The 12,924-nt window shown below is 67.4% G+C and carries 13 protein-coding genes and 1 tRNA gene; 9 read left to right on the forward strand and 5 right to left on the reverse strand.

Annotated features, from left to right (window positions below; translation table 11 throughout):
* Positions 1 to 269: 269 nt before the first annotated feature.
* Positions 270 to 602: a hypothetical protein gene (locus G5S38_RS06710; protein WP_165066248.1), complete on the forward strand. Its 333-nt coding sequence runs from the start codon at positions 270 to 272 to the stop codon at positions 600 to 602.
* 234 nt (positions 603 to 836) lie between these two features.
* Here G5S38_RS06710 and G5S38_RS06715 read toward each other — a convergent pair.
* Positions 837 to 920: transfer RNA gene (locus G5S38_RS06715), tRNA-Leu, on the reverse strand.
* A gap of 185 nt (positions 921 to 1,105) precedes the next feature.
* Between G5S38_RS06715 and G5S38_RS06720 the strand changes: the two genes are divergently transcribed.
* The 7 genes from G5S38_RS06720 (at position 1,106) to pknB (ending at position 9,967) form a co-directional block, all read left to right on the forward strand.
* Complete coding sequence (locus tag G5S38_RS06720; protein ID WP_165066251.1) at positions 1,106 to 1,828, forward strand: FhaA domain-containing protein; 723 nt, start codon at positions 1,106 to 1,108, stop codon at positions 1,826 to 1,828.
* On the forward strand, positions 1,825 to 2,370 hold the full coding sequence (locus G5S38_RS06725; RefSeq protein WP_165066254.1) for an FHA domain-containing protein FhaB/FipA: 546 nt from the start codon (positions 1,825 to 1,827) through the stop codon (positions 2,368 to 2,370). The genes G5S38_RS06720 and G5S38_RS06725 overlap by 4 nt, the downstream gene beginning before the upstream one ends.
* A gap of 5 nt (positions 2,371 to 2,375) precedes the next feature.
* Positions 2,376 to 3,620, forward strand: a complete 1,245-nt coding sequence (locus G5S38_RS06730) for a Stp1/IreP family PP2C-type Ser/Thr phosphatase (protein ID WP_165066257.1) — start codon at positions 2,376 to 2,378, stop codon at positions 3,618 to 3,620.
* A complete protein-coding gene (locus G5S38_RS06735; RefSeq protein ID WP_165066260.1) occupies positions 3,604 to 5,031 on the forward strand; it encodes an FtsW/RodA/SpoVE family cell cycle protein in 1,428 nt (475 codons plus the stop codon). Before G5S38_RS06730 ends, G5S38_RS06735 begins: the two co-directional genes overlap by 17 nt.
* A 16-nt stretch (positions 5,032 to 5,047) precedes the next feature.
* Positions 5,048 to 6,487 carry a peptidoglycan D,D-transpeptidase FtsI family protein gene (locus G5S38_RS06740; protein ID WP_165066263.1) on the forward strand — a complete coding sequence of 480 codons (1,440 nt, stop codon included), beginning with the start codon at positions 5,048 to 5,050 and terminating at the stop codon, positions 6,485 to 6,487.
* A complete protein-coding gene (locus tag G5S38_RS06745; RefSeq protein ID WP_165066266.1) occupies positions 6,484 to 8,202 on the forward strand; it encodes a serine/threonine-protein kinase in 1,719 nt (572 codons plus the stop codon). Before G5S38_RS06740 ends, G5S38_RS06745 begins: the two co-directional genes overlap by 4 nt.
* Before the next feature lie 67 nt (positions 8,203 to 8,269).
* Entirely contained in the window at positions 8,270 to 9,967 is a 1,698-nt protein-coding gene (pknB, locus tag G5S38_RS06750; RefSeq protein WP_235928944.1) for a Stk1 family PASTA domain-containing Ser/Thr kinase, read from the forward strand.
* A 98-nt stretch (positions 9,968 to 10,065) separates the two neighbouring features.
* On the opposite strand, the gene G5S38_RS06755 is transcribed toward pknB, so the two are convergent.
* From G5S38_RS06755 to G5S38_RS06765, 3 genes are read right to left on the reverse strand one after another with little or no spacing between them, the layout of a single operon-like run.
* Entirely contained in the window at positions 10,066 to 10,704 is a 639-nt protein-coding gene (locus G5S38_RS06755; protein ID WP_165066271.1) for an anthranilate synthase component II, read from the reverse strand.
* Entirely contained in the window at positions 10,701 to 10,859 is a 159-nt protein-coding gene (locus G5S38_RS06760) for a hypothetical protein (protein ID WP_165066275.1), read from the reverse strand. Before G5S38_RS06760 ends, G5S38_RS06755 begins: the two co-directional genes overlap by 4 nt.
* Before the next feature lie 2 nt (positions 10,860 to 10,861).
* Positions 10,862 to 11,608, reverse strand: a complete 747-nt coding sequence (locus G5S38_RS06765) for a class E sortase (RefSeq protein WP_165066278.1) — start codon at positions 11,606 to 11,608, stop codon at positions 10,862 to 10,864.
* A gap of 79 nt (positions 11,609 to 11,687) precedes the next feature.
* Between G5S38_RS06765 and G5S38_RS06770 the strand changes: the two genes are divergently transcribed.
* Positions 11,688 to 11,933, forward strand: a complete 246-nt coding sequence (locus G5S38_RS06770; protein WP_165066281.1) for a cell division protein CrgA — start codon at positions 11,688 to 11,690, stop codon at positions 11,931 to 11,933.
* A gap of 127 nt (positions 11,934 to 12,060) precedes the next feature.
* Here G5S38_RS06770 and G5S38_RS06775 read toward each other — a convergent pair whose 3' ends face one another.
* Positions 12,061 to 12,903, reverse strand: coding sequence for a rhomboid family intramembrane serine protease (locus G5S38_RS06775; RefSeq protein WP_165066284.1), 843 nt, complete (start codon positions 12,901 to 12,903; stop codon positions 12,061 to 12,063).
* Positions 12,904 to 12,924: the final 21 nt, after the last annotated feature.

Consider the following 12,924-nt stretch of genomic DNA (forward strand, 5'->3'; position numbering starts at 1 on the left):
CTCGCCAGATCCCGCCTCACCCTCGTCCCCGACACCGGAACCGAGGTGACCACCGAACCCGCCCTCGGACTCAGCGCCTAACCCCCAAACCGAAGGACACCGCTACACCACCACCGGGGACTTGACCGCGAAAAGGCCGCCCGCGCCCGGATGGGTCACAGCAGTACAGCTACCCGGACCCCACCACTTACCTCAGTTTCGACCCGATCACGAACAAGTTCCCGCCGCCGCTTACGAAGCGGAGCGTTGTCATTCCCCGCGATGTCGGATTGAAGTGGGCGCAGAAGTATGTGCACGGCAGCGAGAAGTGGAGGAGTTTTTACTCCCTCAGGAACACTGTCGAAGCTTCTTACAGCCACATCAAGCGTTCCACCGACGAGGCCCTTGGAGATGCGTCCAAACGGCCAAAACGTGGCAACACCTTCGCGCTCGTCGCCATGGCGCTCTCGGTTGCCTCCGCGAACCTTCGGAAAACGAAGGATTACATCGCGCGGCTTGGGTCAGCGGTGAAGATCACCTCAAAGAACCGGAACTCTTACACGCCATTCGCCGACGGCATCGGCGCCGCGCATGGCGACGTGGGCCCACCGAGAACCGACTAGTCCTCCCGCATTCATCAAACTCAGTAACACGGTTCCTATGACCGCGCCTCAGAACTGACCTGGCGCGGTCATCTCGCTTTGCTAGGTCGAGGGGAGAACAAAAAGGCCGGCAGTGGGCCGAGATCTCGCGATCAGGAGCCAACTACCGGCCTTCGGGCCACCAGATTCAGGCTGGTAGCCCGTTCATATTTCAAAAGCTGAACGTGTTCGGCCAAAAAGCCGAACACGCCGTTGTGCGCGAGGGGGGACTTGAACCCCCATGCCCTCTCGGGCACACGGACCTGAACCGTGCGCGTCTGCCAATTTCGCCACTCGCGCAGACTTTGCGAGATTAGCACAAGCGCCACCTCCCCCAGGTTCGCCGGCCGCCGGGGTGCACTCCGTGCTGCCCGGTCCGGGCCCGGAATCCCGGGCCACCAGCGCCGCACACCCAGCCCAAATGCTCTAAATGGCACCCAGCGGCTAACATACGAGGGTCGTGCTACGACCGGAATGGGGAACACGTGGGCCTGCTGGACAACTTCGAGAACGGTCTCGAGCGTGCCGTCAACGGCGTGTTCGCGAAGACCTTTCGAAGCTCCCTCGCGCCCATCGAGATCACGAGCGCCCTGCGCCGCGAACTCGACACCAAGGCCGCCGTCGTCTCGCGTGACCGCATCCTCGTGCCGAACCGCTTTCGGGTGCGTCTCGGCCGCACCGACTTCACCCGCATGTCGTCGATCGGCCCCACGCTCATCGACGAGCTCACCCAGCTGGTGCAGACCCACGCCACGGCGCAGGGCTACCAGTTCGCGGGCGGTATCGACATCCGTCTCGTCGAGGACACCGGTCTCAGTGAGGGCATGATCCGCATCGAGTCCGAGAACATGAAGGGCGAGGTGTCGTGGACCCCCGTGCTGGATGTCGCGGGCAAGCGATACCCCATCACCCGGGGCCGCACCATCATCGGTCGCGGCAGCGAGGCCGACATCACGGTCGACGACCCCGGCATCTCCCGCAAGCACGTCGAGATCCTGTGGGACGGCAAGCGCGCGCAGGTCAACGACCTCGGGTCGACCAACGGCTCGGAGCTCGACGGCTCCCCCGTCACGAAGGCCCTGCTGTCGCCGGAATCGACCGTCACCATCGGCCGAACCCGTATTGTGTTCCGGGTGCTCGCCCAATCGTCCGACGCTGACCACTATTCCGGTTCCCGGGCCGACCGGAACGGCGGCAGCACCCGGTGAGCGAACTCACCCTCCTCGTGTTGAGGCTGGCGTTCCTGCTCGTGCTGTGGGGCTTCATCTTCCTCGTCGTGTACTCGCTGCGCAGCGACCTGTTCGGGCAGCCCGTGCGTCGTCAGGCAGTGGCGACTGATGCCGGCGCCGCACCGTTCGCCGCGGCATCCACCCCAGCCCCCTCCGTCGCCCCCGTGCAGAGGCCGTCATCGCCCGTCAGCTCGTTGCCGGACAACACCAGGCCCGCTGCGACCGCGTCGTCCGCCCGCAGGCTCGTCATCACCTCCGGCGCGAAGGAGGGGCTCGAGCTGCCCCTCAGCAACCTGCCGCTCACCATTGGCCGGTCAGCCGAGAGCGGCCTCGTCATTCGCGACGACTACACCTCGACCCACCACGCCAGGCTGATGATCCTCAATGACGCGTGGGTCATCCAGGACCTCGATTCCACCAACGGCACCTTCCTCGACGGGCGCCGCGTGGTCGTTCCCACCCAGGTTCCGCTGAACACCCCGATCAAGATCGGCACGACCAGCTTCGAGCTGCGGCGGTAGCGCTCATGGCCACGACAGGCAAGAGCGCGGCCATCTCCCACGTGGGGAAGGTGCGCGCCAACAACCAGGATTCCGGCTACGCGGGAACCCACCTGTTCGTGGTCGCCGATGGCATGGGAGGGCACGCCGGCGGTGACGTCGCCTCCGCGATCGCGATCAAGCGCATCGTTGAAACCGACCGCGAGTACACCTCGGCCGAAGACGCGGAGTACGCCCTCAAGTCGGCGCTGCTCGCCGCCAATGCCCAGCTGGCCGAGACCGTGTTCGAGCACACCGAGCTCACCGGGATGGGCACCACCGTCAGCGCGATCCTGCGGGTCGGCAGCAAGATCGCCCTCGCCCACATCGGCGACTCGCGAATATACCTGCTGCGCGACGACGAGCTCTCGCAGGTGACCGCGGACCACACGTTCGTGCAGCGCCTCGTCGATTCCGGGCGCATCACGCAGGAAGAGGCCGCCGTGCACCCGCGGCGCTCCGTGCTCATGCGCGTGCTCGGCGACGTCGACTCGTCGCCCGAGATCGACACCACGGTGCTCGAGGTCCGACCCGGCGACAAGTGGCTGCTGTGCTCCGACGGGCTGAGCAGCTACGTCAGCGACGAGCGCATCGCCGCGATCCTGCGCGAGTGGAAGGCGCCGCGAGACGCCGCGGACCGGCTCGTGCGGGAGAGCCTGGATGCCGGGGCTCCCGACAACGTCACCGTCGTCATCGCGACCGTCGACGACGGGGACTCGTCGGCATCGTCGCCCACCGTCCTGGTCGGATCGGCGGCTGCGCCCCTGTCGTTCGAGCCCGAGGTGAGTCGCAGGCCCCTGCGGTTGCCCACGCTGCTGCTGCATCCACTTCGCCCCACTCCCCCGGAGCCCGAGCACTTCGAGCCAGAATCGGAGGAGTACCTCGACGAGCTGATCCTCGAAGACCGCCGTCGCGCGCGCAACCGTCGCATCGCCTGGCTCGTCGCCATCGCCCTCGCCGCGATCGCCCTCGCTGTCGCGCTCGTGCTCGCCTACCAGTGGACGCAGACCCGATACTTCGTCGGCGCGACCGGGCAGACCGTGGCGATCTACCAGGGGGTACAGGCCGACATCGGCCCGCTGTCGCTCTCCACGGTGTACGAGGAGACCAGTATCACTCTCGAGAGCCTTCCCAGCTACACGCGCCAGACCGTCGAAGGGACGATCAGCGCGGACTCCCTCGCCCAGGCGAGGGCCATCATCGACAGGTTGTCCATTGTCAGCAGCGACTAGCCGTCCGGGGACCGCCGACAGGTCGACGGTCACCGAGACCATCAAGCTGCGGCTCCGCGCCCCCGCGCGCCTGCGCAACCTCGAACTGCTGCTGCTGATCTTCGCGGGAGCAATCGGCACCGGTGCCCTCGTCCTCGTGCAACTCGGAGCACTGGGCGCCGTCGACAGCACCGTGATCTCGTTCGGTGCCGGCGTGCTAGGCCTCTCGCTGGTCATGCACATCGCACTGCGGTTCGTCGCCGTCGAGGCCGACCCTTTCATCCTGCCCATCGCGACCCTGCTCAACGGCCTCGGCATCGCCATGATCTACCGCATCGACATCGCCCAGGGGCAACTCGGCTGGGAGGCGTCCGGGCTCCGCCAGATGGCGTGGACCGCGATCGCCATGGCTGCAGCCCTCGCCGTCCTGATCGCGATCCGCAACCACCGGGTACTGCAGCGCTACCGCTACATCGCCATGTTCGTCGGTATCGGGCTGCTGCTGCTGCCCCTCATCCCGGGTGTCGGGCGCGAGATCAATGGCGCGCAGGTCTGGATCGGCATCGGCCCGCAGCGCGAGGACGGCAGCGTTCCGCTCTCCTTCCAGCCGGGAGAGCTCGCCAAGATCGCCCTCGCCGTGTTCTTCGCCGGCTACCTGGTTACCGCGCGTGACAGCCTGTCCCTGGTGGGCAGGAAGTTCCTCGGCATGAGGTTTCCGCGCGTGCGCGACCTCGGCCCGATCCTCATCATCTGGCTCGCGTCGATGGGCGTGCTCGTCTTCCAGCGCGACCTGGGCACATCGCTGCTCTACTTCGGCCTGTTCCTGGTGATGATCTACGTCGCCACCGGGCGTCTCAGCTGGGTGCTGCTCGGACTCAGCATGTTCGTGGGCGGTGCCATCCTGGCCAGCCAGATCCTGGGATACGTCGGCAATCGCTTCAACGGATGGCTCGACGCATTCAACGACGACATCTACAACCAGGCGGGCGGCAGCTACCAGCTGGTGCAGGGCATCTTCGGCATGGCGGGCGGCGGGCTCATCGGCACGGGCCTCGGACAGGGACGGCCCGATATCGTGCCGTTCGCGGACAGCGACTTCATCATCGCGAGCCTCGGTGAAGAGCTGGGCCTGACCGGCCTGTTCGCCATCCTCGCCCTGTTCCTCCTGTTCGTCTCCCGCGGGTTCCGCATCGGGTTCGCCGGCCAGGACGACTTCGGCCGCCTGCTCGGCGTCGGCCTGTCGTTCGTGATCGCGCTGCAGGTGTTCATCGTCATCGGCGGTATCACCAGGGTCATTCCGCTCACCGGTCTCACCACGCCATTCATGGCCGCCGGTGGATCGTCGCTGCTGGCCAACTGGATCATCGCCGCGCTGCTGCTCCGCCTGTCGGACACCGTGCGCAACCAACCCCGATTGGTCGTCGAATCGTGAGCGCCCAGGTGATCGCATGAACAAGGAACTGAAACGCGTCAGCGCCGTCGTGCTATTGATGTTCGTCGCCCTCTTCGGCTCGAGCACCGTCATCTCCGCGCTCGAGGCCGACTCCCTCCGGGTGGATCCCCGCAACACGCGCACCATCCTGGCCAGCTACTCCACCGAGCGCGGGCCGATCCTGGTCGACGGGGTCGCGGTCGCCGAGTCGGTGCCGATCGACGACGAGTTCCGGTTCCTCCGCACCTACAGTCAGCCCGAGCTGTACTCGGCCGTCACCGGGTACTTCACCCTCAACCAGGGCGACTCCGGCGTCGAGGGCGCGCTGAACGATGCACTCAGCGGCACCGCGAACGACCAGTTCTTCGCCCAGCTCAATGCCGTCATCACCGGCCAGGACCCGAAGGGCGCATCGGTCGAACTGACCATCGATCCGGTCGTGCAGCAGGCGGCCTGGGATGCGCTGGGCGATAACACCGGGTCGGTCGTGGCGATCGACCCGAGCACCGGCGCCATCCTCGCCATGGTCTCGAAAGAGGCATACGACCCGAACCTCCTGGCCCAGCACGACAGCCAGGCGGTCATCGACAGCTACAACGCACTCATCGAGGACCCGAACCGCCCGCTGCTGAACCGCGCCATCGGCGGCGACCTGTACGCGCCGGGTTCGGTGTTCAAGCTCGTCGTCGCCGCCGCCGCGATCGACAGCGGCCAGTACACCGCCGACAGCCAGTTCCCGAACCCGCCGACCCTCCAGCTGCCCCAGAGCAGCGACTCGATCAGCAACGCCGAGGGCGGCAACTGCACCGGCGCCGACACCGTGTCCCTCGCCGACGCGCTGCGCCTGAGCTGCAACATCCCGTTCGCCCAGCTGGGCGGAGCGCTCGGCAAGGAGACCATCGCCGAGTACACCGAGAGGTTCGGTTTCGAGACGCCGCTCGAGATTCCGCAGACCGTCACCGAGAGCGTGTTCCCCGAGACCGACATGGACGAGCCGACGCTCTACATCTCGTCGTTCGGACAGGGCAGCGTGCGCACCACCCCGCTGCAGGTCGCCATGGTCTCGGCCGCGATCGCCAACCAGGGAACGCTGATGACGCCGACGCTCGTCGAATCCATCACCGCCCCGAACCTCGAGGTCATCGAACCATTCCAGGAGGACGTTCTCAGTGAACCGATCAGCGAAGAGACGGCGGGCACGATGACCGAGCTCATGGTCGCCAACGTGAACAACGGCGCGGCCAGTAATGCAAGAATAAACGGGGTCGACGTCGCGGGTAAGACGGGCACAGCGCAGAACGATGGCAGGGACAACACCCTGTGGTTCACCGGTTTCGCACCGGCCCAGAACCCCGAGATCGCCGTCGCGGTCGTCGTCGAGAACGGCCAGGGATTCGGTAATTCAGTTGCGGCACCCATCGCACGAACAGTCATGGAGGCGGTGCTGAACAAATGAGGCCATCAAGCGGACTCACCTTCGGTGGTCGGTACCAGCTGACGAGCCGGGTCGCCATCGGCGGCATGGGCGAGGTCTGGCAGGCGACCGACCTGGTCATCGGCCGCACCGTCGCCATCAAGATCCTCAAAGACGAGTACCTGGGCGACCCCGGGTTCCTCGAACGCTTCCGCGCCGAGGCGCGCCACGCCGCCCTGGTCAACCACGAGGGTATCGCCAACGTGTTCGACTACGGCGAAGAAGACGGCAGCGCCTTCCTGGTCATGGAACTGGTGCCGGGAGAGGCCCTCTCGACCATCCTCGAACGCGAGCGCGTGCTCGCCACCGACCGGGTGCTCGACATCGTCGCGCAGACCGCGTCCGCGCTGCACGCCGCACACGCCGCGGGGCTCGTGCACCGCGACATCAAGCCAGGAAACCTGCTCATCACCCCCGACGGTCGCGTCAAGATCACCGACTTCGGCATCGCCCGCATCGCCGACCAGGTTCCCCTCACCGCCACCGGTCAGGTGATGGGCACCGTGCAGTACTTGTCGCCGGAACAGGCGAGCGGTCACCCCGCCTCGCCGACGACCGACATCTACTCGCTCGGCATCGTCGCGTACGAGTCCCTCGCCGGTCGCCGCCCCTTCACCGGCGAGTCGCAGGTCGCCATCGCGATGGCCCAGATCAACGACACCCCGCCGGAGCTGCCCGTCACGGTCTCCGAGCCCGTGCGCAACCTGGTCTACTCGAGCATCGCCAAGAAGCCGGCCGACCGTCCCGATTCCGCCGCGCACCTCGCCAGGGCGGCACAGGCACTACGCAGGGGCGACGTCGCCGCCGCAGCCGCGGCAGTGCCGGCGATCCTCAGCGGAGGCGTGGCCGTCACCATGGCCAACCCCACCGTGGCCGCCGGGGCGACGCAGGCCACCCAGATCCTCGGAGCGGGCGCCGCTGCCGGCCCCGCGCTCAGCGACGAACCGCCGGCCCCGGTGGTCACCAAGGGCCGCAACCCGTGGACCTGGCCCCTCATCGCCCTGCTCGCGATCCTGGCGATCGTCGTGATCGGCGGCATCTTCCTGCTGCTCGACGAACCAGCCGACGACGACCCGGCCGGGTCCCCCAGCCCGACCGTCTCCTCCACTCCGAGCCCCGAGCCGACCCAACCGAGCACGACCCCGACCCCGACCGAAGACACCAGCGTCGCCCTGGGCGACGGAACGCAGTTCTTCGGCCTGCGCGAGGACGAGGCAACCGCCGCGCTCACCGAGCTCGGACTCCTCGCGAGCTTCGTCGACGGCAACGCCGCAGAGTCCGAAGAGCAGGTCGGCACCGTCTACCAGGTCAGCCCCCGCGGTACCGTGCAGGTCGGCGACACCATCACCCTCACCCTCTACACCGCGGCGCCCGAACCGGAGCCGGAGCCCGTGCAGCCGTCCGCACCGACGACCTCGAGCTCCGGACCGTTCGTGCCGGGCCAGACCGTACAGGTGTCGATCCCGGCGTTCACGGGTTGCACGTCAGACTCCCCGTTGACGGGTTACACCGTCTCGGTGTCGAACGGGTCGTTCACCCCGGCGAACCCCGTACCGTCGTCGACCTCCACGATCACCGTCACGCTCGGCGAACTGTCGGGCGATGCCGCCGACGGCGAGACCACCGTGTCGTACACCGCGCTCTGCTCGGGCGAACCGTCGGAGTCATCCGACGCGCTCACCATCCCGTTCGCCTAACCGGGCTGCAAACCCCGTGCCGGATAAGATTGGGGGACAACACCTTCTGCCGCTTGGAGATCGACACGTGACCGATGGATCTCGCCTGGTGGCAGGCCGGTACCGCCTCGCGGGCCTGGTCGGTCGCGGTGGCATGACCGACGTGTACTCGGCAACGGACGAGCGCCTGCACCGCACCGTCGCGGTCAAGCTGCTCAGGACGACCCCGAAGACCGATGCGCACTTCCGATTGGTATTCCGCGAAGAGGCCCAGCGGGCATCCCGCATGTCGCACCCGGCGATCGCGCGCGTGTACGACTCCGGCGACGACGTGACCACCGACGCCGCAGGCGTCGAGCGCGTCACGCCCTACATCGTGACCGAGTTCGTCGACGGCCGGTCGCTGCGCGAGATCATCGCCGAGGGCCCCGTCGCCCCGGATGACGCAGTCCACATCGCGAGCCAGCTGCTCACCGCACTCGAGTACAGCCACCGCGCGCTCCTCGTGCACCGCGACGTCACCCCCGGCAACATCATGGTCACCGGCGACGGCACCGTGAAGGTGATGGACTTCGGAATCTCCCGCGCCGCGTCGGACAGCGCGGCCACGGTGGCCCAGGCCGGCACCATCCTCGGCAGCGCGCGGTACTTCTCGCCCGAGCAGGCCCGTGGTGAGACGATCGACGCTCGCACCGACCTCTACTCGACCGGCGTCGTGCTGTTCGAGATGCTGACCGGGCGCGCCCCGTTCCGCGCCGACCGCCCCGCGGCGGTGGCCTACCAGCACCTCAGCGAGGAGCCGGTCGTTCCCAGCTCGATCAACGGCCGCATCTCCCCCGCCCTCGACGCCGTCGTGCTGCACGCCCTCAACAAGGACCGCACTCGTCGCTACCAGACCGCGGCGGAGTTCCGCGTCGACCTCGAGACCGCCGGCGCGGGCGACGTGCCGCCCGGCCTGCTGTCTGCCATCGACGCCGAGTCGGCGCTGTACGCGATGGATCCCGAGGCGGTCTCCGGTCCCGAAGCCGCGCTCCGCCGCCTCGCCGCCGTTGATGACGACGAGCGTGTGATCCGCACCCAGACCCGACCGCCTGTCGCGTGGGTCTGGGCGGGAATCGCGTTGCTGACGACGCTGCTGCTCGCCATCGGTATCTGGGTCGTCAACATCGAGTCGGGCCCGTCGATCAGCACCGGTCTCTCGGTGACGGTGCCCGACGTCGCCGGTGGCACCTACGACGAGGCCGCGGCAGAGCTCACCGCCCTCGAACTGCAGCCTCTTCGACTGCCCCAGGAGAGCGACACCGTGCCGGAGGGCACCATCATCAGCACGGAGCCCGGCCCCGGCATCCGGGTGAGCCCGCAAGAGCAGGTGACGGTCTACGTCTCACTTGGCCAGGATCCCACCACCGTGCCCCTCCTCGAGCAGACCACCGAGGCCGAGGCGGTCACCGCCATCGAAGATCGCGGCCTGGTCTACGGCGAATCCATCCCGGAGTACTCCCCCAGCCTGCCCGCGGGCACCGTCATCCGCAGCGAGCCAGAGGCGAACGCGGGGGTGCGCGAGGGTGACACCGTCAACCTCATCGTCAGCAACGGCCTGGTCGAGGTGCCATCCGTAGTCGGCCAGCCCATCACGACCGCCACCACGACCCTGACGGCGCTGCTCCTCACTATCGAGCCAGAACCGGACTATGGATGCGACACGGGCGAAGTCACCGCCCAGTCGCTGCCTGCGGGCGAACATCCGCAGGCCTCCGAGATCACACTCACATACTGCGCGGGCTAGCTGCGCCGCGCTGCTCCCAGGCGGGCCAGCACAGCCACGCTGACATACTGCGCGGGCTAGCTGTACTGCGCCGCTCCGCCGGATAGCGCCGGCGACTGCTACGGCAGCGTGACGAGCGGCGTCAGCCCCACGGCCGCGGCGCGGGCAGACGGCAGGCCGGCTACCGACAGCCAGTTGGCGAGCATCAGGTAACCCCCCTCGGTCAGCACCGATTCCGGGTGGAACTGCACCCCGAACACCGGCGCGCTCTCGTGGCGGAGCCCCATGATCACGCCACCGCTGGTGCGGGAGGTCACGATGAGGTCGCGCGGCACCGTCGAATCCACCACGGCGAGGGAGTGATACCTCGTCGCGGTGAACGGCTGCGGAACGCCCTGGTAGAAGTCGCTGCCGTCGTGCTCGATCCGCGAGGTCTTGCCGTGCATGAGCTCGTCGGCGTGTGTCACGGTCGCCCCGACGGCCTCGGCGATCGCCTGGTGACCCAGGCACACGCCGAGCAGGGGTTGTCCGGAGTCCAGCGCGATCCGCACCGCGGGAACGGAGACTCCCGCAGCGCCAGGCGTTCCCGGCCCGGGTGAGAGCAGTACCGCGTCGTACTCGGCCATCACGGCTGCGGCGTCCGCCTCCGCGAAGGCGTCGTTGCGCATGACCGTGGTCTCCGCCCCGAGTTCCTGCAGGTAGCCGTTCAGGGTGTAGACGAAGCTGTCGTAGTTGTCGATGACGAGGATGCGGGTCATCCGTCCACCGTAACGTCCGTCACGTTGATGAACCCGTTCAGCCAGGGGAAGACGAAGTACAGGCATGCCGCGAGTACCGCGGCGATGAGCATGAGCAGCAGGAACAGTCGCACCCACCACGGTCCGGGCAGGATGCGCCAGAGCGCCCCGTACACGGTCAGGCCCCGCTCTGCGCGAGTTCGGCCGGAGCCCCGGCGGATGCCGGCTGCCAGGATTCGAATACCGCGTACGCGATGATGCGCTCGGCGTCGGAGAGCATCGGGTTGCAGCTGGTCATGGTCATGATGCGATCGGTCGGCGCCACGTTGGGTGCCTGCGGAACGGGGGCGATCACGCCCGTGCCGGTGGGCAGCACATATTCGGAGGAGCGGTACACGTAGGTGTACCACCCGTCGGCGGTCTGCACGTAGATCTTGTCGCCCAGCTCGAGGGTCGCGATCTGGTTGAACGGCGCGCCCCAGGTGGTGCGGTGGCCGGCAACGGCGAAGTTGCCGATTTCGCCGGGCATCTGCGATCCCGGATAGTGGCCGATGTTGTCTTTCAGCACCGTGCTCGGGCTGATTCCCTCGGCGACGGTGCGTGCGTAGTCCGCCCCGAACCGCGGGATGAAGATTGTCGCGAAGCGCTCGTTCTCGGCCGAGGCGAGCGTGATGACCGGCTCCCCGGGCTCTGCACCCTCCGGGGCGGGCTCGGTAGTCTCCGCTGCCGCCCCGAGTTGTTCGCTCAAGCTGAGGGCCTCGTCCTGCTGCTCGGCCCCGAGCACCAGATCGTTGAGCCACAGCTGCCAACCGAGGAACAGGAATACGAAGACGCCGGCCGTGATGAGCAGTTCGCCCAGAACGCTGATGACGCTCGCGCGTCGATGTGGCGCGGCCTGACGCGCACGCTTATTGGTCCCCACCATGCTTCCGAGTGTAGACGGGCACGATCGGCGTATCCGCGCTGCCAGCGGCGACCAACCGCATTCGCGCTAGAATTCGGGCATGGCCAGAGCTAGAGACACTGAGAACTCCGTTGTCCCTCCGGAGAGGCGGGGCGGCGACGATGCCCCCAACCCGGTCTGGTTCAAGCCGATCATGTTCGGCCTGATGCTCATCGGGCTGACCTGGATCATCGTGTTCTACGTCAGCGGCACCACGCTCCCGATCGCGGAGCTGGGCGACGGCAATATCCTCGTCGGCTTCGGTATCCTCTTCCTCGGCTTCCTGATGACCACCCGGTGGCGCTGAGTTACACCCGTGTAATTATCCCCAGTGTGCACAACCCTGTGGATAACTTCCTCGACAGCTGTGGGTAACGCGTAACGGGCAATGCGTACCGGGCAATGCGTACCGGGCAATGCGTACCGGGTGACGCCTAGCGCGACGACAGCAGAACGGCGACGGCGGCCACGGTGATCGCCAGCAGTGCCGCAGCTAGGCCACCGATGAGAAGTTTCTGGGTGAGCTGCCTGTCACGGCGCCGGGTGCGGCTGTAGATGACGCCGATCAGCACGCCGGTGATGAGTCCGCCGAGGTGTGCCTGCCACGAGATGTTCGGAACCAGGAAGCCGATGGCGAGGTTAAGCACCAGCAGCACGACGAGTTGCGAACCGTTGCCGCCGAGTCCGCGCTGGATAGCGAACAGTGCGCCCATCAGGCCGAAGATGGCACCCGATGCCCCGAGCACCCCGCCACCGGGGTTGAGCAGCAGCACCGCGACAGAGCCGCCGAAGCCGCTCAGCAGGTAGAGCACGAGAAAGCGCCACCGCCCGATTGCCGGTTCCAGGATGCGCCCGAAGATGAAGAGCGAGAACATGTTGAACAGCACGTGGATGAATGACCCGTGCACGAACAGCGACGTCAGCATGGTCCAGGGCAGCAGCGTCGTCAGCCACGGCCGGTAGACCAGCAGGGCGTCGACGTAACCGCCTGACACCTGCTGCGCCAGGAAGACCACCGCGGTCACGACGATGATCGTGTACGTGATGACCGGTCCGTCGCTGGTGCGGATGCGTCGGGCCGAGCGGAGCAGCTGGGGGCGCGAGCGAGGTGCACTCGCCCGCGCCTCCTGCACGCACTCCGGACAATGGAACCCGACCGCCGCCTCGGTCTGGCAGGACGGGCAGATGGTACGCCCGCATCGCTGGCAGAGGATGAAGCTCTGGCGGTCGGGATGCCGGTAACAGTGGTTGGCGCTGTCGCGCCCCGCTTCGGTCATCGACGGTTCATCGGGAGGGGT

The sequence above is a fragment of the Marisediminicola senii genome (assembly GCF_011057645.1).
Taxonomy (GTDB): Bacteria; Actinomycetota; Actinomycetes; order Actinomycetales; family Microbacteriaceae; genus Marisediminicola; species Marisediminicola senii.

Bases quoted from the DNA above. Each gene is read 5' to 3' on its own strand.
- G5S38_RS06730 (WP_165066257.1), top strand. From the start codon at position 2,376: ATGGCCACGACAGGCAAGAGCGCGGCCATCTCCCACGTGGGGAAGGTG.
- G5S38_RS06740 (WP_165066263.1), top strand. From the start codon at position 5,048: ATGAACAAGGAACTGAAACGCGTCAGCGCCGTCGTGCTATTGATGTTC.
- G5S38_RS06745 (WP_165066266.1), top strand. From the start codon at position 6,484: ATGAGGCCATCAAGCGGACTCACCTTCGGTGGTCGGTACCAGCTGACG.
- G5S38_RS06755 (WP_165066271.1), bottom strand. From the start codon at position 10,704: ATGACCCGCATCCTCGTCATCGACAACTACGACAGCTTCGTCTACACC.
- G5S38_RS06765 (WP_165066278.1), bottom strand. From the start codon at position 11,608: ATGGTGGGGACCAATAAGCGTGCGCGTCAGGCCGCGCCACATCGACGC.
- G5S38_RS06770 (WP_165066281.1), top strand. From the start codon at position 11,688: ATGGCCAGAGCTAGAGACACTGAGAACTCCGTTGTCCCTCCGGAGAGG.
- G5S38_RS06775 (WP_165066284.1), bottom strand. From the start codon at position 12,903: ATGACCGAAGCGGGGCGCGACAGCGCCAACCACTGTTACCGGCATCCC.